The organism is uncultured Clostridium sp. (assembly GCF_934754925.1).
Classification (GTDB): Bacteria; Bacillota; Clostridia; order Clostridiales; family Clostridiaceae; genus Clostridium.
In genome coordinates this window covers 37,163-59,615 of record NZ_CAKVJA010000011.1, presented here as the reverse complement: position 1 = coordinate 59,615, position 22,453 = coordinate 37,163, and the positions used below count along the sequence as shown (strand labels likewise).

25 protein-coding genes and 1 other RNA gene are annotated in these 22,453 nt (G+C 26.3%); 6 read left to right on the top strand and 20 right to left on the bottom strand.

Annotated features, from left to right (window positions below):
* The coding region (locus tag Q0G30_RS05875; RefSeq protein WP_294387775.1) for an amino acid permease at window positions 1-695 on the bottom strand (695 nt) is incomplete at its 3' end.
* Window positions 696-771: 76 nt separating this feature from the next.
* Window positions 772-1,791 (bottom strand): pyruvate kinase, encoded by a 1,020-nt coding sequence (locus Q0G30_RS05870; protein WP_294387774.1) that lies wholly within the window; start codon window positions 1,789-1,791, stop codon window positions 772-774.
* Between the two features lie 234 nt (window positions 1,792-2,025).
* Here Q0G30_RS05870 and Q0G30_RS05865 point away from each other — a divergent pair, with 234 nt between their 5' ends.
* Window positions 2,026-2,517 carry a DUF4883 family protein gene (locus Q0G30_RS05865; protein WP_294387772.1) on the top strand — a complete coding sequence of 164 codons (492 nt, stop codon included), beginning with the start codon at window positions 2,026-2,028 and terminating at the stop codon, window positions 2,515-2,517.
* 73 nt (window positions 2,518-2,590) lie between these two features.
* Here the strand turns inward: Q0G30_RS05865 and folK are convergent, their stop codons facing one another.
* From folK to Q0G30_RS05830, 7 genes are all read right to left on the bottom strand, one after another.
* Window positions 2,591-3,394: a 2-amino-4-hydroxy-6-hydroxymethyldihydropteridine diphosphokinase gene (gene folK / locus Q0G30_RS05860; protein WP_294387771.1), complete on the bottom strand. Its 804-nt coding sequence runs from the start codon at window positions 3,392-3,394 to the stop codon at window positions 2,591-2,593.
* A gap of 8 nt (window positions 3,395-3,402) precedes the next feature.
* Window positions 3,403-4,212: a dihydropteroate synthase gene (folP, locus tag Q0G30_RS05855; RefSeq protein ID WP_294387770.1), complete on the bottom strand. Its 810-nt coding sequence runs from the start codon at window positions 4,210-4,212 to the stop codon at window positions 3,403-3,405.
* A 13-nt stretch (window positions 4,213-4,225) separates the two neighbouring features.
* A complete protein-coding gene (locus tag Q0G30_RS05850) occupies window positions 4,226-4,699 on the bottom strand; it encodes an HD domain-containing protein (protein WP_294387767.1) in 474 nt (157 codons plus the stop codon).
* 100 nt (window positions 4,700-4,799) lie between these two features.
* The gene (gene folE, locus Q0G30_RS05845; RefSeq protein WP_294387764.1) at window positions 4,800-5,351 is read right to left on the bottom strand and encodes a GTP cyclohydrolase I FolE; all 552 of its coding nucleotides are present in this window, start codon (window positions 5,349-5,351) and stop codon (window positions 4,800-4,802) included.
* Between the two features lies 1 nt (window position 5,352).
* Window positions 5,353-6,099 (bottom strand): aminotransferase class IV, encoded by a 747-nt coding sequence (locus Q0G30_RS05840; protein ID WP_294387761.1) that lies wholly within the window; start codon window positions 6,097-6,099, stop codon window positions 5,353-5,355.
* 11 nt (window positions 6,100-6,110) lie between these two features.
* On the bottom strand, window positions 6,111-7,454 hold the full coding sequence (gene pabB / locus Q0G30_RS05835) for an aminodeoxychorismate synthase component I (protein ID WP_294387758.1): 1,344 nt from the start codon (window positions 7,452-7,454) through the stop codon (window positions 6,111-6,113).
* A 26-nt stretch (window positions 7,455-7,480) separates the two neighbouring features.
* Window positions 7,481-8,077 (bottom strand): aminodeoxychorismate/anthranilate synthase component II, encoded by a 597-nt coding sequence (locus Q0G30_RS05830; protein ID WP_294387755.1) that lies wholly within the window; start codon window positions 8,075-8,077, stop codon window positions 7,481-7,483.
* A 215-nt stretch (window positions 8,078-8,292) separates the two neighbouring features.
* Here Q0G30_RS05830 and Q0G30_RS05825 point away from each other — a divergent pair, with 215 nt between their 5' ends.
* A complete protein-coding gene (locus Q0G30_RS05825) occupies window positions 8,293-9,126 on the top strand; it encodes a PHP domain-containing protein (RefSeq protein ID WP_294387753.1) in 834 nt (277 codons plus the stop codon).
* Between the two features lie 34 nt (window positions 9,127-9,160).
* On the opposite strand, the gene Q0G30_RS05820 is transcribed toward Q0G30_RS05825, so the two are convergent.
* Genes Q0G30_RS05820 through Q0G30_RS05810 form a run of 3 tightly spaced genes read right to left on the bottom strand, consistent with a single transcriptional unit; the run spans window position 9,161 to window position 11,685 of the window.
* On the bottom strand, window positions 9,161-10,549 hold the full coding sequence (locus Q0G30_RS05820) for an aminopeptidase (RefSeq protein WP_294387752.1): 1,389 nt from the start codon (window positions 10,547-10,549) through the stop codon (window positions 9,161-9,163).
* Window positions 10,550-10,562: 13 nt separating this feature from the next.
* On the bottom strand, window positions 10,563-11,477 hold the full coding sequence (gene hprK, locus Q0G30_RS05815) for an HPr(Ser) kinase/phosphatase (protein WP_294387749.1): 915 nt from the start codon (window positions 11,475-11,477) through the stop codon (window positions 10,563-10,565).
* Between the two features lie 13 nt (window positions 11,478-11,490).
* Window positions 11,491-11,685, bottom strand: a complete 195-nt coding sequence (locus tag Q0G30_RS05810; protein WP_294387748.1) for a DUF896 domain-containing protein — start codon at window positions 11,683-11,685, stop codon at window positions 11,491-11,493.
* Between the two features lie 308 nt (window positions 11,686-11,993).
* On the opposite strand from Q0G30_RS05810, the gene Q0G30_RS05805 reads away from it, so the two are divergent.
* Window positions 11,994-12,203: a hypothetical protein gene (locus tag Q0G30_RS05805; protein WP_294387747.1), complete on the top strand. Its 210-nt coding sequence runs from the start codon at window positions 11,994-11,996 to the stop codon at window positions 12,201-12,203.
* Window positions 12,204-12,243: 40 nt separating this feature from the next.
* Here Q0G30_RS05805 and ssrS read toward each other — a convergent pair.
* From ssrS to Q0G30_RS05785, 4 genes are all read right to left on the bottom strand, one after another.
* A non-coding RNA gene (ssrS, locus tag Q0G30_RS05800) (6S RNA) lies at window positions 12,244-12,422 on the bottom strand.
* A gap of 62 nt (window positions 12,423-12,484) precedes the next feature.
* Window positions 12,485-12,886 carry a hypothetical protein gene (locus Q0G30_RS05795; RefSeq protein WP_294387744.1) on the bottom strand — a complete coding sequence of 134 codons (402 nt, stop codon included), beginning with the start codon at window positions 12,884-12,886 and terminating at the stop codon, window positions 12,485-12,487.
* Window positions 12,887-12,903: 17 nt separating this feature from the next.
* The gene (locus Q0G30_RS05790; protein WP_294387741.1) at window positions 12,904-13,176 is read right to left on the bottom strand and encodes a DUF1292 domain-containing protein; all 273 of its coding nucleotides are present in this window, start codon (window positions 13,174-13,176) and stop codon (window positions 12,904-12,906) included.
* A 48-nt stretch (window positions 13,177-13,224) separates the two neighbouring features.
* On the bottom strand, window positions 13,225-13,740 hold the full coding sequence (locus Q0G30_RS05785; protein WP_294387739.1) for a SprT-like domain-containing protein: 516 nt from the start codon (window positions 13,738-13,740) through the stop codon (window positions 13,225-13,227).
* Window positions 13,741-13,874: 134 nt separating this feature from the next.
* Between Q0G30_RS05785 and Q0G30_RS05780 the strand changes: the two genes are divergently transcribed.
* A complete protein-coding gene (locus Q0G30_RS05780; RefSeq protein WP_294387735.1) occupies window positions 13,875-14,501 on the top strand; it encodes a CoA pyrophosphatase in 627 nt (208 codons plus the stop codon).
* Between the two features lie 25 nt (window positions 14,502-14,526).
* Here the strand turns inward: Q0G30_RS05780 and Q0G30_RS05775 are convergent, their stop codons facing one another.
* On the bottom strand, window positions 14,527-16,206 hold the full coding sequence (locus Q0G30_RS05775; protein ID WP_294387733.1) for a YrzE family protein: 1,680 nt from the start codon (window positions 16,204-16,206) through the stop codon (window positions 14,527-14,529).
* Window positions 16,207-16,340: 134 nt separating this feature from the next.
* Window positions 16,341-17,510: a clostripain-related cysteine peptidase gene (locus Q0G30_RS05770; protein WP_195468253.1), complete on the bottom strand. Its 1,170-nt coding sequence runs from the start codon at window positions 17,508-17,510 to the stop codon at window positions 16,341-16,343.
* A 295-nt stretch (window positions 17,511-17,805) separates the two neighbouring features.
* Between Q0G30_RS05770 and Q0G30_RS05765 the strand changes: the two genes are divergently transcribed.
* Window positions 17,806-18,081, top strand: a complete 276-nt coding sequence (locus Q0G30_RS05765; protein WP_195468252.1) for a DUF3343 domain-containing protein — start codon at window positions 17,806-17,808, stop codon at window positions 18,079-18,081.
* Window positions 18,082-18,103: 22 nt separating this feature from the next.
* Window positions 18,104-19,240: an aminotransferase class V-fold PLP-dependent enzyme gene (locus Q0G30_RS05760; protein WP_294387728.1), complete on the top strand. Its 1,137-nt coding sequence runs from the start codon at window positions 18,104-18,106 to the stop codon at window positions 19,238-19,240.
* 56 nt (window positions 19,241-19,296) lie between these two features.
* Here Q0G30_RS05760 and Q0G30_RS05755 read toward each other — a convergent pair whose 3' ends face one another.
* Together Q0G30_RS05755 and Q0G30_RS05750 are read right to left on the bottom strand one after the other, a co-directional pair.
* Window positions 19,297-21,090, bottom strand: coding sequence for a hypothetical protein (locus Q0G30_RS05755; protein WP_291658744.1), 1,794 nt, complete (start codon window positions 21,088-21,090; stop codon window positions 19,297-19,299).
* Window positions 21,091-21,151: 61 nt separating this feature from the next.
* Complete coding sequence (locus Q0G30_RS05750; RefSeq protein WP_195468249.1) at window positions 21,152-22,306, bottom strand: hypothetical protein; 1,155 nt, start codon at window positions 22,304-22,306, stop codon at window positions 21,152-21,154.
* Window positions 22,307-22,453: the final 147 nt, after the last annotated feature.

The following is a 22,453-nucleotide window of genomic DNA, read 5'->3' as shown; positions in this document are numbered from 1 at the left end:
TCTTTACTTGGCTTTTTCATATCATTTACATATGGAGATATTTTTTCAGCTCCCCCAACAGCAAACACTAACATTGATAATGTAGTAAAATATGAAAAATTAAAGTTCGGCATCATATTTTTAATACTAAAATCTACTGTTGCTGATTGTATTCCTCTAATTGAAGGTGCAGCTAACATTAATATAACATATAAAAGAGACATAACAAATACTGATGTACCTGCTATTGTTCCTATCATTTTTAAAGATGTTACACCTCTTGATGCAACCCATAAAAAGAATAAAAATACCGCTAACGTTAACAATTGAGCTACTAATGGATCCATCCCCTTTATAAAGTTACCATCTTGCTTTACAGTCCATCCTAATGCTATTAAAGCTGCTTGTGGCTTCTGTGCTAAATATGGTATATGAACTACCCAATATGTCCATCCTGCAAAATAAGCTAAAGTAGTCCCAAAAGTTCCTCTTATCCAAGAACTTACTCCCCCTTTACTATCCTTAAAGACAGATCCTAGCTCTCCTACCATTAATGCATAAGGTACAAAATATAATCCAATTATAAGTACCCATGATACAACTACTGTTAATCCTTGATTTGCAAAGTTATTTACAACATTACCAAATCCCCACACTGATACAAATGCCATCATAGCTAAGTTGTACCAACGCAAATTCTTCTCTTGTTCACTCATTAAATTTCCTCCTTAGTATAGATGTACTATTTTATAATACATATGAAAAAATAGTTTGTCTATACCTTAACACTTATTACCTCTTGTACCTTTTAATTAATTCATTTAATAATTTAGCTGTTTGTACTGGATATTTCCCAATAGAAGTTTCTCCTGCTAATAAAAATCCAGTTACTCCATTATTTATAAATGAATATATACTCTCTATCTCACTTATACTACTATTTAATCCATTCTTCATACTATCTAATACATGAGTTGCTATTATTATTTCCTTATCATACTTCTCATTTCTTAACTTCATCAATAATTCAAATTCCTCTTTTACAGAAACCATTATTCCACACTCTGGTACCAAATCACCTCTTGCAATAACAATTCCATCACTGCAGTTCATTATCTCTTTATAATTATTTAATCCCACTATAGTCTCTATCTTAGAAAATATCTTAATATTTCTTTGATCTCTCTTAAACTTTTTTATGTATTCTCTTACACATAATATATCCCTAGAACTTTCAACATAAGATTGTGCAATTATATCTATATTATTATTAATGGCCCACCTTAAATTTTCTTTATCCTTCTCACTCAATGAATCTTCTCCTAAATAAGCGCCTGGAATATTACATCCCTTTCCTCCCCTAATTATACCACTATCTTTTGCTATGGCTTTTAAAAATACTTTATCTTTATCAACAACTTCAAAATTCATAGTCCCATCTTTCATAGATATTCTTTTAATATCATTCTTCTCTATAATGTCAGACTTTATATTAAGTGGAATAATTTTAATTTTATCATCGCTATTATCAATTAAAGAATATACATCAACACTACAAAAATAAACTACATCATTAACATAAACTTTAAATACATTTTTTAAAGTTTCAGCTACTCTAACCTTTTTCCCACATAAATCTGCCATAATGTTTATATCTTTTTTTATCCTTCTAGAGTCATTTAATATTCTTATAAATTCATTTGCATAGAAATGTGAAAAATTCAATCTAAAAATATCTACCCCATTATTAATTAATTCTGCTAAAACCTTTTTATTTGATGAGTTAGGCCCAATAGTTGCAATTATTTTCATTAATACCCTACCTATATATTGCTTATAATTTATACTATTATAATTTTTTCTTTTTATTACATATTGTTACTTTTATATTTAAATAAATTATATTTTTATCATATATTTACTTAATACATTTCATAATAATTAATTTGTTTATAAAGTAATAAAAAGTTATTTATACTTTAGCTTTGTTCTAAAATATACTTTTACAGAATAATTATTTATATAAGCATTTTCTAGGAGGATAAAATGAAATACTTAAAGTTTATTTATATATTGTTATTAGTTACTCTTTTATCTGGCTGTGTTTTTAATGATCCTAAATACATAAACCTTAGAACTAAACCTAATCTTTATTATTACTCAAGTGAAATTTACGAAAAAATAAAGAATAGTGAAAGCTATTCCCTTAAAGTCTTTGATGTTAACTTTTATGAATATCATGAAGTTGCAGAAGAAGATGAAGATATTTTGCCTTGTTTTTTAGAATCTTTAAATAACGATAACTATGTAAGCGAACTAAATTTAGAAGATGAAAAAGTTAAATATAAGCTTATTATTGAATTTGATAATGATAACTCAAAATATGTTATAAATGTTTATGATAAAAATTCTATAACACTCTTTCCTTGGGATGGAAATTTAGAAGAAGATATGATAACTATGACTGATATCCCTATGAGGAATAATATTTACTCATTTTGTGTTTATATAATTAATAAAGCTAATTCTAACAATTAATTTGCTACCTACTAAAAATAGAAATACACTCAAAATACTCTATGAAATCATAGATATTTTGAGTGTATTATTTTTACTCTATAAGTTCAAAAATTCTCTTATTTTTTAATGGATGTAATGCATATGGTGCTATTTCATTTAATGGCTTTAATACAAAATCTCTTAAGTGCATTAATGGATGTGGTAAAATAACAAATTCATCATTACTTACTATATCATCATATAAAACTATATCTAAATCTATTATTCTTGGTCCCCATTTCATTTCTCTAACTCTTCCAAGTTCATGCTCTATTCTAAGAAGTTCAGACATAAGTTCTCTTGGCGTTAAATATGTTTCTACTTTAATTGCAGCATTTAAAAATTCTTCTTGATTTTCATTTCCCCATGGCTCTGTAACTATCAAAGATGAAGTTTTAATAATTTTTATTCCACTAACCTCTTCAATTTTTTTCATAGCATTTTTAAGGTTTTCTTCCTTATTTCCCATATTACTTCCCATTGTTATATAGGCAAAATGTCTCTCTCTAGTAATTTCAACTGCTGCATAATCTAAATGTCTTCCTATAGGTGCCCATGGTTTTTTTAATAATACTTTAACACCTTTAACCATTGAATAATTATCTAAAATGAAGTTAGCTACCTTATTTACAACACTTTCAATTAAATCTAAAGATTCTTCTTGGAAAATATCTATAACCTTATGACATAACTCCCCATAATGAACTGACTTAGTTAAATCACAAGTTGTTGCAGCTTCCTTAATATCTAATGATAACTCTAATGATAATATAAACCTTTGACCTAATGTTTTTTCTTCTTGGAAAACACCATGGTTTGCAAAAATTTCAATATCTTTTAAATATATTTTATCCATTTTCTTACCTACTTTGCTTTTAATATAGTATCTGTCATAACAGCTACTCTTTTATTTTCTAAAACATCATGAACTCTAACAAATTCCATCCCCTTCATTATTCCTATAACAGTAGTTGCAAGTGTTCCCTCAACTCTCTCATTAACAGGTAAATTTAAAGTTAATCCAATCATAGACTTTCTTGATGTTCCTAAAAGTACTGGATATCCCATCTTCCTTATAATTTCACAATTATTCATTACTATTAAGTTTTCTTCATAAGTCTTAGCAAATCCTATACCTGGATCTAAAATTATATTTTCCTTTTTTACCCCAGCTTCTAATGCAATATCAATACTTTCTTGTAAATCGCTTATTACATCCATCATTAAATTCTCATAAGGCTTATCCTCTCTGTTATGCATTAAAACAATTGGAACATTATATTTTGCAGCTACTTTAGCTATATTTTTATCATATTTAGCTCCCCAAATATCATTTATAATGTCTGCTCCAGCTTTTATAGCTTCTTCTGCTGTTTTACTTTTATATGTATCTATTGATATAGTAACATCTAGCTCTTTTTTTATAGCTTTAATTATCGGAACTACTCTTTTTATTTCTTCTTCCTCTGTTACATACTCTGCTCCTGGTCTCGTTGATTCTCCACCAACATCTATAATATCAGCCCCATCTTCCACTAGTTTTTTAGCTTGATTTACAGCAGCCTCTATTTCATTAAATTTTCCACCATCTGAAAATGAATCTGGTGTTACATTTAATATACCCATTATATAAGTTCTTTCACCTAACTTATATTCCTTATTTCCTATTCTCAATTCCTTTTCCTCCTTAATATGTTATCTTAAAGTTTTTCTTTTCACTACTCCAATAACATTCTTTTTCAGCTTTACAATTAAAACATTGCCTAGATAGTTTATCCGCCTTATATATTATTTCTTCTAATTTATTATCACTTTCTTTTCTATGATTAGCAATTCCATTTAAAATAATATTAATTTCATTCTTTGTAAAGCTTGTTTCTTTTAATATTTCTCTGCTTATTTCTACACTAGCAATATCATGATGAATTCCTTCTTCATATTGCTTTACTCTACCTATATCATGTAACAATCCAATTGCATAAACAATTTCTTTTGAAACATTTAAGTTTTCCTCCAAAATCATTATATATGCAATTCTTGATACATCCATAAAATGTTCTATAGTATGATTACAAAACTCTCTATCCTTCTCATACTCTTCTATTTTTTTTAAGGCTTGCTTATATTTTTTATTATTAAGAATTATATTTACATTCTCCATGTTACACCTTCTTTAAAGTTAATAATTATTGTTTAACTTAAATATACTAAATTTATATTTTCACTTCTATTCAATTTCTATTAACTATTAACCTAAAAAACTATCTTATAAAGTTCATAACTTCTCTTCGTAATTCTATATTTTCTCTAAATACACCTCTATAAGTAGTAGTTACAGTCTTAGCTCCTGGTTTCTTAACTCCTCTCATAGTCATACATGTATGTTCTGCTTCAATTACAACCATAGCACCTTCTGCATCTAAATATTCCATTATGGCATCTGCTATTTCTGTTGTTAATCTTTCTTGTAATTGTGGCTTTTTGGCATAAACCTCAACTGTTCTTGCAAGCTTTGAAAGTCCTGCTACCTTGCCTTTAGGTATATATGCTATATGGGCTTTTCCAAAAAACGGCACTAAATGATGTTCGCACATAGAAAAGAATGTTATATCTTTTTCTAATACTAAATCATTATTTTCCACTGAGAATGTTTTAGATAATACTTCTCTAGCATCCTTACCTATCCCTTCAAAGATTTCCATATACATTCTTGCTATTCTATCTGGTGTTTCTATTAATCCTTCTCTGTTAATATCTTCTCCTATACCTTCTAGTATTAATTTTACACCTTCCATTATCTTCTCTTTATTCATGTTACTCGCCTCCATTTATTGCTTTATCATATTGCTCTTTTATTTTTTCAATAATTTCACTATTAAATAGTTTGTTTTCTATATTAGAAACTTTTATAACCCCAACTAATGAATTAGTTAAGAAAACCTCATCACTATTTAATAATTCTTCTCTTGTTATTTCTTTCTCTATTACATCAAAATTATTAATAATCCATTGACGAACTATTCCTGGTAATAATCCACACTTAATTGATGGAGTATATATTACTTTATCTTTAATAATAAAAATATTAGTTGTACATCCTTCACATAAATTACCCTTTTCATTAAAAAAAATTGATTCGTTTAAATCATTTCTTTGACATAATTCATATTCTATAATATTTTCTAAATAATTTAAAGTTTTAAAACTCACTATCCTAGAAGTAGAATTTCTTAAGACCTTAGAAATTCCAACTTTAAACCCTCTTTGATAATCACTATCTTTATATTTTATTTCTCTTATAGAATAAATTAAATTCTTCTCAGTTACAGTAATTTTTAAGGCTTTATTTTTTATATTATGTTTATTTATAAACTCAATTACATCTTCTATATATATTAATTCACCTAGCTCTAGTTCTATAATTGATTTATTTAGCCTTTTTATATGCTCTTCTAAAAATATTGGTATTGTTGTTATTAATATAGTTTCAAAAACTCCCCTACCAAAAAAGACTCCACTATCTATATTTATAGTATCATTATCATATATAAGTTCTCTCATACATTTTCCTCTTATAATACTCTCATTAAGGCCTTTGCTTTATCTAATGTTTCACTATACTCATCTTCCTCTATTGAATCATAAGTAATTCCGCCACCCACACCAAAGTATGCCTTATTATTTTTTTTGATTATTGTTCTTATTACTATATTAAAGTCACAATTACCCCTAAAATCAAAATATCCTATAGAGCCTGTATAAATATTTCTTTTAATCCCTTCTAATTCTTCGATTATTTCCATAGCTCTTATTTTAGGAGTTCCTGTTATTGATCCACCTGGAAAACACTCTTTTATACATCTTACAGATGAAACATTATCCTTTAGTTCCCCCTCTACGGTAGAAACTAAATGAAATACTGTAGCATATTCCTCTAGTTTGAAATTTTCAGTTACCTTAACTGTATGTGGTTTACAAACTTTACTAAAGTCATTTCTCTCTAAATCTACAACCATTAATAGCTCTGCCTTATCCTTCTCGCTATCAATAAGTTCTAATTTATTCTTTTCATCCTCTTCAACATTGTTACCTCTAGGTCTTGTCCCTTTTATAGGCCTTGTATGTGCTTTATTATTAAATACTTGAACAAATCTTTCTGGTGACGAGCTTATTATTTGAAAATCTTCAAAGTTTAAATATGCTGAAAAAGGAGCCTTATTTATGCTTCTTAATTTCTTGTATATATTAAAGGAATCCTCTTCATTATGACACCAAAATCTTTGTGTCATATTTGCAATATAAACATCTCCAGACACTATGTATTCCTTTAATCTAGTAACTGCTTTCTTATAATCTTCTTTAATAAAATTTGAGTAAAAATTATTTTCACTTTTTTCACGTACTATTTCATCATGAATTTTTTCTCCACTATCTATTACTTTCAAAAGAATATGTATATTTTCAATATTTCCATCTAAATCAGTTATATATTTTTTGTCATTAATTAAATCAAATATTATTATATTCTTATAAAAAACAAATCTCATGTCTGGTATATTAAAATCTTCTTCAGCTGTATTAGGTAATTCTTCTAATAACCTTCCAGTATCATAAGAAATATATCCCATAGCCCCACTTAATAACGGTATATTATCTTCTATATCATATCTATATTCATTTACTAAGTTTTCTAATATTTTAAATGGATCACCTTCAACTATATTACCATTTATATATGTATTTTCATTTTTTACTTCAAATTTTAAAAATGGATTTACTCCAATAAAAGAATATTTAGAAAGATTTTTATCTTCCTTAGAACTATCTAATAATATTGTATCTGTTTGATTTTTAAATAAATTATATACTTCAAATGCATTTAATTCACTATTAAATTCTATTTTAATTAACCCCACTTACCTCACTCCTAATAGTATTTTTATTAGCATTTATTATGTTTTTTGCTAAATTCCTTTGTTATTTTGATAAAATTATTTAAAATTTTATGCCCCTCTTCTGTCATTTCAGCTTCTGGATGGAATTGAACTCCATATATATGATACTCTTTATGCTTAATTCCCATTATTATCTTATCTTCAGTCTCACTAATTATTTCTAAATCATCTGGAAAATTTTCTTTATCCACTATTAACGAATGATATCTTGTAACTCTTAAAGGATTCTTTACATTTTTAAATATCCCTTTATTATTATGAGTTATGTTAAAAATTTTTCCATGAACCGGTTCATTTCCCTTTTTGACAACAGCGTTAAAATAATGTCCTATGCATTGATGCCCTAAACAAATTCCTAATATAGGAAGCCTATCTTTAAACTTATCAATAATATCTAAACTTAATCCAGCCTCATTAGGTGACTTTGGCCCTGGAGAAATAACTATTCCATCTATATTCATACTTTCTATATCTTTAATAGTAATTTTATCATTTCTATAAATAATAATTTCTTCCCCTAACTCTTCAAAATATCTAACTAAGTTATATACAAAAGAATCATAGTTATCAATCATTAAAAGCATTATATTCCTCCAATTTCATTTGTAAAATTTCAAATTTTCTAATTTCAAGCTATATTTTTTTTATTTAAACATAAATTATTAATAATATATTACTCACAACTAATAACTTTACCTATAAGAAAAGTTAATTCATTATTATTGCATTATTGATGAATAAATTATATCATAGCTTTATATACTACAAAACACTTACTTGAAAGGAGTTTAAATTTATTATGATTATATGCGATTTACATACACATTCTACTGCATCAGATGGTAAATATTCACCTAAAGATGTTGTAAGAAAAGCTTATGATAGAGGAGTAAAATATCTAGCATTAACTGACCACGATACTCTATCTGGAATAGAGGAAGCAAAATCTGAAGCTGACAAACTAGACATGCACTTTATTCCAGGAGTGGAGTTATCTACAACTTATAAAGGGGAAACTATTCATATTTTAGGGTACTTCAAAGGTGATGATTATAAAAATCCAGATTTAAATCACTTTTTAGAAGATTTAAAGAAAAAAAGAATTGCTCGTGCTCATGAAATAGTTAAAAGATTAAAGGAATTTAATAATATTGAAATAGATGTTAATGAAGTTCTTAAAAATGGTAAAGATACTATTGCAAGACCTCATATAGCTAAAGCTATAATAGATGCTGGTTATCCTTATACAAAAGAATATATCTTTGATAACTTTATTGGAGATCATTGTCCTGCATATATACCAGCAAATAAATTAGATGCAGAAGAGGGAATTAAATTATTAAGAACTTATAACGCTCTTGTAATTTTAGCTCACCCTGTATTGTTAAAAAAATTACATGTACTTGACGTACTTCATCTTGATTTTGATGGTATCGAAGGCATCTATGGCCTTAATACTGCTGAAGATACTGAAAACTTCTTAAAGATTGTAGATGAAAAAGATATATTAACTTCTTGTGGCTCTGACTCACATGGTCATGAAGGTGAAGATGCAAAACATGGAATATTAGGTTCTCAATCTATGGAAGAACATAGACTGCAAAAGTTTTTAAATAAACTTAACACTAAATAAGAGTTGCCATTGGCAACTCTTATTTTTAAACTATTTATTCTTCAATTAAAAATGCTTTATATCCATTCTTAGTTTCATATATATCAACTTTACTTGATACTTCCCATGGAGCATGCATATTTTGCAGAGCAACTCCGCAATCTATTACTTCCATATTATATTGAGCTAAAATGTAAGCGATAGTTCCACCGCCACCTTGGTCAACCTTTCCAAGTTCTGCTGTTTGATATGCAACATCATTTTTCTCCATAATCTTTCTAAGCCAAGCAACGAATTCTGGATTTGCATCATTACATCCACTCTTACCCCTTGCTCCAGTATATTTACTAAATACTAATCCTCTTCCAAAATAAGCTGTATTCTTCTTTTCGCAAACCCCTGGATAATTTGGATCAAAAGCTGCAGTAACATCAGCTGATAACATTAATGAATTTTGAAGAGCTCTCTTTAACTTTAATTCAGAATATTGTCCCATTCTATCCATTACTTCAGCTAAAGAGTTTTCAAAGAATCTTGAATGCATTCCTGTTGCTCCAATGCTTCCTACTTCCTCTTTATCTACTAATAATACAACAGAAGTCTTTTCAACATTTTCAACTTCTAATAAAGCCATTAATGAAGTATATGCACATATTCTATCATCTTGACCATATCCCATTACCATGCTCTTATCTAAACCTAAATCCCTAGCTTTACCTGCTGGTACAATTTCAAACTCTGCTGAAATAAAATCTTCTTCTTCAAAATCATATTTATCTTTTAGAAGAACTAATATATTTTCCTTAACAGCTTCTTTTTCCTTACCTTCTAATGGAATATTTCCAACAAGAACATTTAAATCTTCTCCAGCAATAACTTCGTTTGCTTTCTTTTGTAATTGATGTGCTGAAAGATGTATTAAAAGATCTGAAATTCCAAGTACAGGATCAGTATCATCCTCACCTACTACAACATTAATTTTTGTCCCATCTTTTTTAACTACAATACCATGTAATGCAAGTGGTAATGCTACCCATTGATATTTTTTTACTCCACCATAATAATGAGTGTCCATTAATGCTAACTCACTATCTTCATATAATGGATTTTGCTTTAAGTCTAATCTTGGAGAATCAACATGAGATCCTATAATTCTCATTCCATTTTCAATAGAATCTTTTCCTATTAAATATAAAGCAAGACTTTTATCTTTATTATTAGAATAAACTTTATCCCCAACTTTTAAAGTTTCATTATTCTTTATTATTTCATTTAAATTTCTATAACCTTTTTCTTCAGCTAATCTTATGGCTTCATGAATACATTCTCTTTCTGTTTTTCCTACTGAAAGATAATTCTTATATCCTTCACAGAAATTAAAAACCTCTTGTTTTCCACTTTCATCATATTTTAGCCATGCATTTTTTTTAGCCTCTTTACTCATAATATAGCCCTCCTTATTCTTCTTCACTAATTTCACACATTCTTTGTTCTATAATATCTACTGGTGTAACATCTGACATTAATGAGTGTCTATAATTACCTGCTGCAGCTTCAATTATAACTGCGATATTTCTTCCTGGTCTAACAGGCACCCTTAATCTTCTAACCTTTACACCAAGTATATCTTGTGTTTCTTTATCAATTCCTAATCTATCATAATCTCCATCGTCTTTCCAATGCTCAAAATGCATTAACAAATTTATGTCTTTTGATGGTAAGATAGAACTCAATCCATATAATGAAGATATATCAATAATACCTATACCCCTAACTTCTAACATTCCAATAGTTATTCTAGGTGATGTACCTATTAAACTACCATCTATTTCTTTAATATCAACTGCATCATCAGATACTAATCTATGACCTCTTTTTATAAGTTCTAATGCAGTTTCACTTTTTCCTATTCCACTTTCTCCAGTTATAAGTATACCTATACCATATACATCCATTAAAACACCATGTAATCTAGTTTCCGGTGCAAGTTTTCCGGCCAAATACATAGTAAGTTTACTTATAAATTTTGTTGTAACCATATTGGTTCTTAACAACCATGACTTTGATTTTTTAGCAGCCTTTAGGAATTCATTATGTGGTTCTAATCCTCTAGTAATAATTATACACTTAGAATCAAAACTAAAATACTTATTAATTCTTTTTCTCATAAGTTCTATTCCCATGTCATCTAAAAAGCTCCATTCAGCTTTTCCAATAACTTGGATTCTTTCAGGTGCAAAATAATTATAAAAACCAGCTAACTGTAATCCAGGTCTATTTATATCGTTAACAGATATCTTTACATTCTTTTCGCCCTCAACTAAAACTTCTAATTCAAAATCTGATATTAACTTTTCTACAGTAACTGACAATATTAATCACCTTCTACTTTTTTTTGTTCTTAGGCTCAATACCCTGTAATTGTGCTCTAAGATTCGCCTTATAACTGTCTATATATCTTCTTCTTAGAATTTGTTGTTCTTCCTTTTCTTGTTCATTTAAGCCTTCTTCTTTGCTCTTCTTATATAACTCATTTATTCTAATTACTACATCTTCAATTTTTGCTTTTGTATAATCCATTTTTTACATCCTTTCCTTATTTAAGTATCTTAAATATTTAATACTTCTTATTTTTATTTTACATTTATTTCTTTTTAATATCAACTTTAAATATTTTTTATTTCATCTTTTTGATAATTTCGGCAAAATATTTACTTTTTTTCTATCTTTAATCTCCCATATATTATTAACAAATTTGATTTTAAAGATACTTATGTTTATTAATTAAATGTTTTGTGTTTTTTTGTAAAATTATATTATTTTACTTTTCTTCCAATTATGTTATAATAATCCATATAATGTTAATTAATAACATAGGGAGGTGCTTTATGAACAAAAAAAGTCTTAAAAGAAAAATTATTCTACAAAAGATAACTTTAAATTTACTTTTGAAATTTCTATCTCCTAGAAATAACTTCGTTATATACATATCTCAAAGTTTGGACAACCATTTATGGAGATATCAACATCTTATTTATAAAAAGTATAAAAGAAAACATTCAAATAAATATTCTATACCTAAATCAAAAGCTGCATAACATGAAAAAAACACCTCAAAATTGAGGTGTTTAATTCTAATTAATTCCCAACATGCCGGTCGCTTAAATATTCACACCTGCAGCTCGCAGGTGGGTTCTGCTCAACTTGCTTCTGCCATCTTCTGATCTTATGAAGCCCGACATCCACAAATCTGTTGCAAATCCCGTAAATATAATGTAGGTTGAACATCATAAGCTAAACGCACATCTCAGGATTTCATGCTTTTATTATATCAAATTATATCAGAAATTCAATAGTAATCTATTCCTTTTTATAAAATTTATTTAGACATGTAATCCTTTACTACCTCTTCTATTGATATATTACTATCTTCTTCTGTAAATAAAGCCATAAATTGTACATAATCGCTAGTTTTCTCAGTCATTTGAATAGCCATCATTTCGCCTTCAATTCCTAATTCTTCTATTATATCTTCTATGATTTCTAATACTTCATCATTAGCAAAATCATACAGATAAGGGAAGTAATATTCGTTGTACCAATCTTTGCTGTATTCTTCTAAATTACTTTCTTCATTAGAATAAGCTTTAGCTGCCTCTAATACATCTTTGTCAAAATCAAAGTAAAAATTTATTAAAGCAAATTCATCACCGCTTTTTAAAACCTCTACATCTGATAAATCATTTTCACTTAATATTTTTATAATTTGTGATTCTTGCACTTTTCTTCTCCTTATAATTAATATAATAACTTATTATACTCTTTCTTTACTGCTATAAACTCTTTATCATCTTCTACAAGATTTAACTCTTGCTTTCCATCTACTTCATCTATTCTAAACACATAAATATCTTCGCTATCCTTTTCTTCAACAGGTGCTAATAATAAATATTCCTTATCCTCTAAATAAATTCTAGCAATAGCTTCAAATTGAACCTTATTACCATTTTCATCTAAGAAAGTCATTATTTGAGTTTCTTCATTTTGAAGTTCTTTTATATCTTCACTCATTAGTCTATTCTCCTTCTCTTCTAATGTTATACTTTATTAAAATTTTCACTATAAAAGCTTATCACAAAATAGCTTTTGATTACAACATTTAGATACATATAATCTTATTTTTCTTTCTGCAGAATTTTTTCTAACATGCATACATACAAGCTTCTTACAATTGCTACAATATATCTTATACTTATATTTTGATAAATCTAATTCTGATTCACTATTATATTTAAATGTTGTACTACTAGATATACCACTTTTAATACAACAATCTTTAAAAAACTTATTATGCCCATTATTACTATTAGTTATAGTATTACAATAATAGTGTAAATATTCATGAATTATTACCTCTTTAACAACTTCTTCACTATACTTACCATTTAATAATTCTTCAGCAAATACAAATTTTAAAGGCTCTATTTTGTTATTATATTTTTTATAAAAAAAAGCTCCCATTCTTTTCTTTGCTCTTTTAGAAATTTCTATTTTTATATCACATGGATAATTCCATTTTTGTGATATTTCATTTATAATTATTCTTATATCTGCTATACACCAAACTTTATACACAATTTACTCCTAAATTATAAATATTTATATAGAATATTTATAATTATAAATCGTTTTTCTTTATTTAACAAACTCATTTTTAAGGTCATGTATATTATATTTCTTTTATTAATATAAATAATTAGGTGATTTTTATGATTAATGATATAAATAATATTTTTACAAATTATACTCCATACATTAATGGATGGGAAAAATTCAAAAGAGCTTCTGTTACTATTCCACTTATTAATTATAATAATTCTTTGCATATTTTATTTGAGGTTAGATCTAAAACACTCCGTACTCAACCAAATGAAGTTTGCTTTCCTGGTGGAAAAATAGAAAAAGAAGAGAGTCCTCTTACTACTGCCATACGAGAAACTTGTGAAGAAATAGGAATATGTGAAGATAAGATTAGAGTTATATCTCCATTAGATATTTTCATATCTCCTTATAATACTCTTATTCATCCATATTTAATTTTTATTGAAGATATTAGCAATATTAAAATTAATATTGAGGAAGTCGAAGAAGTTTTTTTTGTTCCATTAGATTTTTTACTAAATACTAATGTATCTACTTTTATTAATAAAGTTCATATTACTCCTGATTCTAACTTTCCTTATGAATTAATTCCTAAAAAACATGATTATAAATTCTCTACTGGCTCTTACGAAATTCCATTTTATATCTATAATGATTATGTTATTTGGGGTATTACGGCTAAAATTCTTCTTAACTTTTTATCTTATTTAAAGCAAAGAAACTACCACAATTAATATGTGATAGTTTCTTATTTTTATATTAATTTATATCTGTCGTATCCTCTTCTGTAATAGCTTTATCATCACTTATCGATACTTCTTCTTCTAATTTTTTACTATCTTCAGACTGATTTTTTAAAGTTAAATTTTCAAAAGAATTAGTTATTATATATTGTCCATCTCCTACTTTTATAAATTTAATAGAAATAGTATCACCAATATTTGTTAAGGCAACTTCTCTTGATGTTTCAGTTGATACTGAGAAGAAATTATCTTGTCCTTTTATCTTTATATCATAAATACTTGAACCCTCTTTAACAACTAATCCTATTCTTTCAACTTCGCCAACTAATGATTCTTCACTATTACTTCCCTCTAATGAAATATTAGTATTAGTTAAAGCTTCTAAATATCTATTTAATGTTGATTGTAATGTGTCACCTACTGCAACCGTATTATAGTTTTTAACATTAACCATAGCATATTGCTTAACAAGCCCATTAGAATCCTTTAATGTCATAAAATATGTTGGCTCTGATTGTATATTTATTAAATATGGGAATGTTGCTGTATAGCCATATTGTTGAACTTTACCCTCTGCTGATTTCATACTTGCAGCTTCAGTTGCACCTGAAGTCTTGTACATTTTTGCTTCACCAGTTCTAGTATTAGTTAGCATAAATCCAACTAATCCTTCATCATTTCCTACCGATGTTATTCCTGTATAGTAATAACACTCATCGTCGTTAAATATTATGTTCATCCCTTTAGTTGGTTTTAATTTATCTTTATCACTAAAGTTTAAGATACCATGAACTAGCTCACCCCATTTATTTAAATAATTATTTATATAACTTGATGGCTGTATTCTATCTACCCATTTTGGTGTATTTTCTATATCATAAATATTAGTTTCACCTGTTTGTGCATTTATTATTTCTGTCCCTATTGCTTTTTGCTCTGTTATTCCAATAGCATTGTCATATCTTGTAATAACCCAATAAGGATTTCCTTCATCATCTAATTCAAAAGTATAATCTGTATGTCCAGCTTTCATATCATTTAAATAAGCATGTCTATCTAAGTCGCTAAAAAGATAAGCTGATGGAATATATTTTAAATGTATATCTTCTCCATTTAATTCTGTAACTAATTGTACATCATTTTGATTAGTAGCACTTACTTTAATATACCCCTTTGTTCCTTCTCTATTAGTAAGCCATTTAAAGAATGATGAATGCTCTAATGGGCCTACATAATATAATTGCCCATTTACGCTTTGTAAAGATAAATCTCCTATTGTTACTTGGCTACCTAAGCTTGGTATTTCTCCTAATTTTTTATCTGCTAATTTGTAAGCTAAATCCTTATCAATAATAGGTAGTTGTTTTAAATCTATATGTTCAATTTCACTTGAAAATTCTATTTCTTCTACATTTCCAATTAAATTTCTATGAGTGCTTGGCATAAATATTGGACTAAATACCATTAATGCTACAAAATATAGTAATCCAACCCCTATTCCACTAATTATATATTTTTTATTTAATGTTAAAACTCCATACGCTACTGTACATAATACGAATGGTCCTACTAATACAAATGTACTTAGTGAAAAATCTAAAATAAGCTTACTATTAAAAGCTAATAATATACCTATTACTAAATAACTCCCTAATAACCACTTTAAATATTGTTTAAAATTACCTTGAAATTTCATTTTTATCCCTCCATAACAATATTATAAAGGGATATTTAGTTGAATTCAATACTTTTTTAAGCGTTTAAAACCATTCTTTAATAAGTTATTAAATAACTTATTCATTTGGAAATATTCTTAGTTTTTATATTCATTTAATAAATACTCCATTTATTATGTTTATATATCTCATTTGCTATATCTTCAATATTTTTTTCATCTATTTTATCCTCATTAAAATTTCTAATAAACAATTCTATATCTCTCTTATCTAAGACTTCCTGTTCTACAATTGATTTTTGCATATTAGGCTTTTCATTAACATCTTTTTTTGCGATTACATTACTACAGTAATTATTTTTAGTAAATGATAATTTATAATAAAATCTCGTAAATGATTCAATATCCTCTATTTGATATTTGTTATAAAACATTAAATGCAATAATGACTTCTTTTGCTCCCTATTATTTTTAGCTATTACTAATTTATTAATAACTTTATCTATTCTTTGATGAAGATCATTATATAATTTTATCTCCCTATCAGTTGCCTTTTTATTATTTATTAAAAGCCAATAAAATGATAACTTATTGCTTAACTCTTTTATCTTTTCTAACCTTCCATGTTTTACTTCTGCAACTACAATATTATTTATACTCTTTTTAGTTATATCCATTAAAATATTCTTAGTATCTTTACTATCTAATAAAGGTATTATATCCTTATATTCCATCCCCTCAAGAGGTCCATTATTAATATAGGTCATTAAATATTTTATTGTATTATTCTTATTTTTTCCTAGCTCATATATTAGCTCTACAGTATTCATATTACAAATATCTAATGATAATATATCTATGTCTATATTTAAATCTTGTTTTAAGCTATTTATAGAAAAACACATCTCATACATTCCCATAATATAAGGTTTATCCCCACATAAATCTGATAAACTAGCTACTATAAAACCATGTCCTGAAATAACTAACATATATCTATCTGCTGGATAATATTTTACTGCCCACTGACAAAATTTATATAAGTTCTTATAATCAGCCATATTTATATTGGAATATTCCTCTATTAAATTTAAATCTCCATTTGTTATTGCATATCTCCTTGCTCCTACCCATTCATCTTTATATCTACTTTTATCTTGTCTTATTAGATTGACTATTTCAATGGGAGCTTTACTTAATTGTATAACTATATTTACTTCACTATTTTTAATTTTACATACTTCTTTAAATGTATTTTCCATCTCTATTCCTAGTTCATTATTCCCATTTAAGTACATCATAACTGTCCATTTTTTCTTTGCCATATTTAAACTCAACTCCTAATATAAAATAGCATTCTTCTTTATATTTATGATTGTATAAAGCTATAATAGACTAAATTCTTCTAATATCTATTTTATACTCATAAACAAAATGACTATAATATATCAACATAGTATTCCATTACAAATTATTGTTAATATAATATTTTACTTTTCTATTCTATTTTGTATTAATGATTTTACTTATGCTTTTTAAAGCTTTTATCTATATCTTTACACTTTATATACTGCTATTGAATATAATATTAAAAGTAAAGATAAGCTAGGAGGAAATAATATGTCTGAAAAACCTATATATATAATAACTTTTGACTCTGCAAATAATAGTATGTTGTTATATAGATTATTAAAGAGTAATAAATTAAATATTTATATGATCCAAACACCTTGTTGCTTATCCGCTGGTTGTGCAAGGTCTATTGAAGTTGATGAGTCAGAAATTGAAAAAGTAATTGAATTAATAAAAAATAATGATATTGCAATAAGAGCTATTCATAAAAAATATGTAAATACAGCAATAAGAAGATATTGTTATGAAGAAATAACATTTTAAATATAATCTTTAAGGAGGATCTATGATATATTTAGATAATGCAGCTACCACATTTCCCAAACCAAATGAAGTGTATACAGAGGTAGATAAATGCTTACGAACTTATTGTGCTAATCCGGGTAGAGGGTCACACAACATGTCTCTTAAATGTGAACTAAAAATTTTTAATTGTAGAGAAATACTTGCAAAATTATTCAATATTGATGATCCTCTTAGAATAATCTTTACTTCTAATACAACAGACTCTTTAAATATGGCCATTAAAGGTATCCTCAAACCTGGAGATCATGTAATAACAACTATGATTGAACACAACTCTGTATTAAGGCCACTATACTCATTAAAAAAATATAATGTAGAAACTACCTTTTTACCTGTAGATTTAAAGGGATACTTAAATTTATCTGAAATCAAGAAGTCTATTAAAAGTAATACAAAAGCAATAATCGTTAATCATGGTTCTAATGTATTAGGAACTGTACAAGATATTGAGTCTATAGGTTGTTTAGCAAAATCACTTGGCTTAATATTTATTGTTGATTCTGCCCAAACTGCTGGATATTGTGATATAGATGTAAAAAAAATGAATATCGACCTACTAGCTTTTCCTGGCCATAAATCACTTTTTGGTTTACAAGGAACCGGTGGTTTATATATAGCTGATAATTTAACACTATCTCCCATTAAGGAAGGGGGTACCGGTAGTAATTCTGAATCAATGATTCAACCTGATTTTTACCCCGATAAAATGGAAAGTGGTACTTTAAATTCACCTGGAATAGTTGGATTGAATGAGGGTGTTAATTTTATATTAAATACAAGTCTTAATACAATACGCAATCATGAAACTGAATTAATGGAATATCTAACTTCTGAATTAAAAAAATTACCTTATGTAAAATTATATGGAGAGACTAATTCCTCTATAAAAACGCCTGTTTTATCTTTTAATATGGAAAGATTTGATAGTTCTGAAATAGGCGAAGCCTTAAATAATAAAGGAATTTACTTACGTACCAGCTATCATTGTGCTCCACTTATTCATAAAATTATAGGAACTGAAGGTAAAGGAACTGTTCGAGTAAGTCCTGGTTACTTTAACACATTTAATGATATTGAAGTTTTAATAAATTCATTAATTAAAATATACAATACTTAAATATAATAAAAATAGACTACTTCTATAATCATATAAAAGCAGTCTATTTTTATAAACTATTCTCCATTCTTAAATAATTTTCTTATAAATGAATCATTATTTGTTCTTTCCTCTAATAATATAATTTCTTCTTTCAAAGAATTAATTTCATTATTATTATTGTCTATTATTTGATTCAATTTATTAATATTATCTTTCAAAGCACTTATTTCACTTAAATATTCTGTTTTTTCTTTATTTGCTAAATTACTCTCTTCCATCAAATCTAATATTTTTTTATTTAAATTTGATACCTCTATTTTATAGTTATACTCTATTTTCTTATTTTCTTCAATTAAGCTTTGAATCTCATTTGCTTTTCTATTCAAATCTTCATTTATACTTATTATTTTTTCATCTTTTTCTTTAATAATATCAATATAGTTATTCTTTTCAACTTCATCTTTATTTATTATTTCTCTAAGCCTAATCAATTCTTGATCAACTACTTTTTCTTCCTTTTTATTTACTCTTCTTGTTAATTCATTTATTTTACTTTCATACCCTGCAACCGATATTTTATTTTCTGTTAAAGCACTTTGCAAGCTATTTATTTGATAATTCTTTTGAGTTAATTGTGTATTTAAATAGTTTATATTTTCCATTAATTTCTTCTTTTCATCTTCAGATATCATAAATTTTTCAGTTAAGTTATTAATAGCAACCTCATATCCCTTTATCTTTGAAATAAATGGCCTTATATATTCTTTATTAATTATATCTTCATCTAAATTAAGACTACTTATACTTTCATTTAAATCTTCCTCTGTTATAAGAGAATCATTTATAAGACTTGGAAATTTCATTGTAGACTTATATTTTTCAATAGCTACATTTTTAACAAAATTACTATCTGTATAAATATCTAAATCATCTGTTTTTATATAGATAATAGTATTTTTTGATATTTTTTTATCACAAGAATAGCTGTATTTTTTATAATAAGATATATTTTTAAGTTTCATATCTTCAATTGATCTTATTTCTCTATTTACTTCTAATTCTTTTATTTTTAGAACATCCTCTAAAAGATATACTAAATATAGTTTATTATCTTCCGAAATATACATATCACTTAACCTTATTGTTGGTTCTGCTTCTTGTATAAGATTGTTTTTAATATTCTCTTTGCCTATACCACAAACTATATTTGCTCTTCTATAATTAGCAAATATATATGAATATGCTATAGTATCCCCCTTAACAACAAAGTCAAAATTTATAATTGGAAAATTACATTGATCTAACTCTTTAAAACTTGACCAATTATTTCGTTTTATATCATAAGTTCTATATCCAATAGTATTAGGATAACCTATTTTTACATAACATATTGCCAGTCCATCATTACTTGCACTTATTATATACGGAACATTGCACCTAGTATCCACACCATCTATAATTACAGCTGGAGTTAAAGTAAGCCTATTACTTAATACTCTAAAACAAATAGTGCTAATAGTATTAACTTCATTAATATAAAAAATGTTTAAAGAATTATTTACAGAAGCAATTTGCATATAATTATTTTTAGATACAGCTCTAGTCAAAATTACACTATTTTCTAATTTGTTATTAATGAAATTACTTAAAAATAATTCTCCCTTTAAATTAATATATATAAGTGAAATATCTCCATCTGAACTTAGAATTACAGTATTTAATGTTTGACACTTATCAAATATAATATTTTCTTCTACTAATTTATGTTCCTCATATCTAGCTACATATATTTTGTTTTCTTTATTATAAAAATTCAATAAGCTATTCTTTAGCTCTATCCAAAAATTTTCCCTTTCATAATAATCCATCATTCTCCTCCATGATATTGTTACTATATCTTGAATAATTTATCTAATAATATATAAATTTTTATCTACTTAATAGCTTATATATTATTTTATCTTTTTCCATAATTATACTATTTAATTCTCTTATTTTACTTAAATATTCCTCATTCTTACTATTATAATACTGTTGAATGTTTAATAAATTATTCATATTATCTAATTTCTTGCTTAGACTATTCTCATAAAACATCAACTCTAAAAGTTTATATGATTGATCTCTAATTTTGCAATTTTCTCTATTAACAATTAAGTTATATACTATATTTTCTTTCATATAAGTATTCATTCTTTCAATCCTATCCTCACAAACCTTTATGATACTTGTATTTATATTATTTATACATTCTTCGCTATAATTAATATTCCAATTACTTAAATTTCTAGACATTGCACTTCTAATGCATCTATTACTCTTCCATACTAAATATATAATTCCCATATATACAGATATTTGAGGATTTATTATATCTTGAGGTAAACTATTTAATATTTTTTCTTCATGTATATTTTCTTCTTCCTTCTCTATATCAATATATCTATACCTTATATATAGCTTACTATCAATTCTTTTGTTATAAAAAATAATAGGTTTTTCATCATATTTGATCATAGAAACATCAGAAGTGTTTGGTAATGAAAAACTTTCTTCTACTCTATCCTCTATTAAATTATATAATACGTACTCTTCACACTGTCCCTTTTCTGAAATTAATAATATAGCTTTATCATCTTCTGAATAGACGGAAAAAGGTCTCTTTCTACTATTTGAAGTATTATCAGAAATTATATTAAACTTATTACATATACTTATATTGCTATTGAATATAAAAGATTTATTATTATTCCATCCTCTAAATACTAAATTTATCTGATTAGTATTCTTAATTATCATTGTCAATGAATCTATTTTTTCTGAATATCCTTTTGTGTCTATAACCAATTGTTTATTAATTTTTATTTCTTTATCCTCTTGTATACTTATTTCTAATAAAATTATTAATTGTATTGTATTATATATACTTATCCACAGTGATTTATTGAAATATTCTAAAGAATATTTTAAAACATTTTCACTTATTACTTTAGTTTTTCCATTAAAGTTTATGTATAAAGTTTTCCCCTCCATAAATATTTTGTACAACTTTCCATTATAATTGAGTAGTTTAAAATCCTTCATAACAACATCATCCAAAATATACTATATATTAAAAGTATGAAAATATTTTTGCAAATATTACCTGTAAGACCATCGATATTTGCATATGGATTTTTTTCACACTTTATATACCCTCTCATATTATATTATTAAGTTAGTTGCTCAACC

Bases quoted from the DNA above. Each gene is read 5' to 3' on its own strand.
- Q0G30_RS05760 (WP_294387728.1), top strand. From the start codon at position 18,104: ATGATATATTTAGATAATGCAGCTACCACATTTCCCAAACCAAATGAA.
- Q0G30_RS05780 (WP_294387735.1), top strand. From the start codon at position 13,875: ATGATTAATGATATAAATAATATTTTTACAAATTATACTCCATACATT.
- Q0G30_RS05820 (WP_294387752.1), bottom strand. From the start codon at position 10,549: ATGAGTAAAGAGGCTAAAAAAAATGCATGGCTAAAATATGATGAAAGT.
- Q0G30_RS05775 (WP_294387733.1), bottom strand. From the start codon at position 16,206: ATGAAATTTCAAGGTAATTTTAAACAATATTTAAAGTGGTTATTAGGG.
- Q0G30_RS05830 (WP_294387755.1), bottom strand. From the start codon at position 8,077: ATGCTTTTAATGATTGATAACTATGATTCTTTTGTATATAACTTAGTT.
- Q0G30_RS05755 (WP_291658744.1), bottom strand. From the start codon at position 21,090: ATGGATTATTATGAAAGGGAAAATTTTTGGATAGAGCTAAAGAATAGC.
- Q0G30_RS05805 (WP_294387747.1), top strand. From the start codon at position 11,994: ATGAACAAAAAAAGTCTTAAAAGAAAAATTATTCTACAAAAGATAACT.
- Q0G30_RS05850 (WP_294387767.1), bottom strand. From the start codon at position 4,699: ATGGAGAATGTAAATATAATTCTTAATAATAAAAAATATAAGCAAGCC.
- Q0G30_RS05840 (WP_294387761.1), bottom strand. From the start codon at position 6,099: ATGAGAGAACTTATATATGATAATGATACTATAAATATAGATAGTGGA.
- Q0G30_RS05750 (WP_195468249.1), bottom strand. From the start codon at position 22,306: ATGAAGGATTTTAAACTACTCAATTATAATGGAAAGTTGTACAAAATA.
- Q0G30_RS05825 (WP_294387753.1), top strand. From the start codon at position 8,293: ATGATTATATGCGATTTACATACACATTCTACTGCATCAGATGGTAAA.
- Q0G30_RS05870 (WP_294387774.1), bottom strand. From the start codon at position 1,791: ATGAAAATAATTGCAACTATTGGGCCTAACTCATCAAATAAAAAGGTT.
- Q0G30_RS05770 (WP_195468253.1), bottom strand. From the start codon at position 17,510: ATGGCAAAGAAAAAATGGACAGTTATGATGTACTTAAATGGGAATAAT.
- folK (WP_294387771.1), bottom strand. From the start codon at position 3,394: ATGGATAAAATATATTTAAAAGATATTGAAATTTTTGCAAACCATGGT.
- Q0G30_RS05765 (WP_195468252.1), top strand. From the start codon at position 17,806: ATGTCTGAAAAACCTATATATATAATAACTTTTGACTCTGCAAATAAT.
- Q0G30_RS05810 (WP_294387748.1), bottom strand. From the start codon at position 11,685: ATGGATTATACAAAAGCAAAAATTGAAGATGTAGTAATTAGAATAAAT.
- Q0G30_RS05790 (WP_294387741.1), bottom strand. From the start codon at position 13,176: ATGAGTGAAGATATAAAAGAACTTCAAAATGAAGAAACTCAAATAATG.
- folE (WP_294387764.1), bottom strand. From the start codon at position 5,351: ATGAATAAAGAGAAGATAATGGAAGGTGTAAAATTAATACTAGAAGGT.
- Q0G30_RS05865 (WP_294387772.1), top strand. From the start codon at position 2,026: ATGAAATACTTAAAGTTTATTTATATATTGTTATTAGTTACTCTTTTA.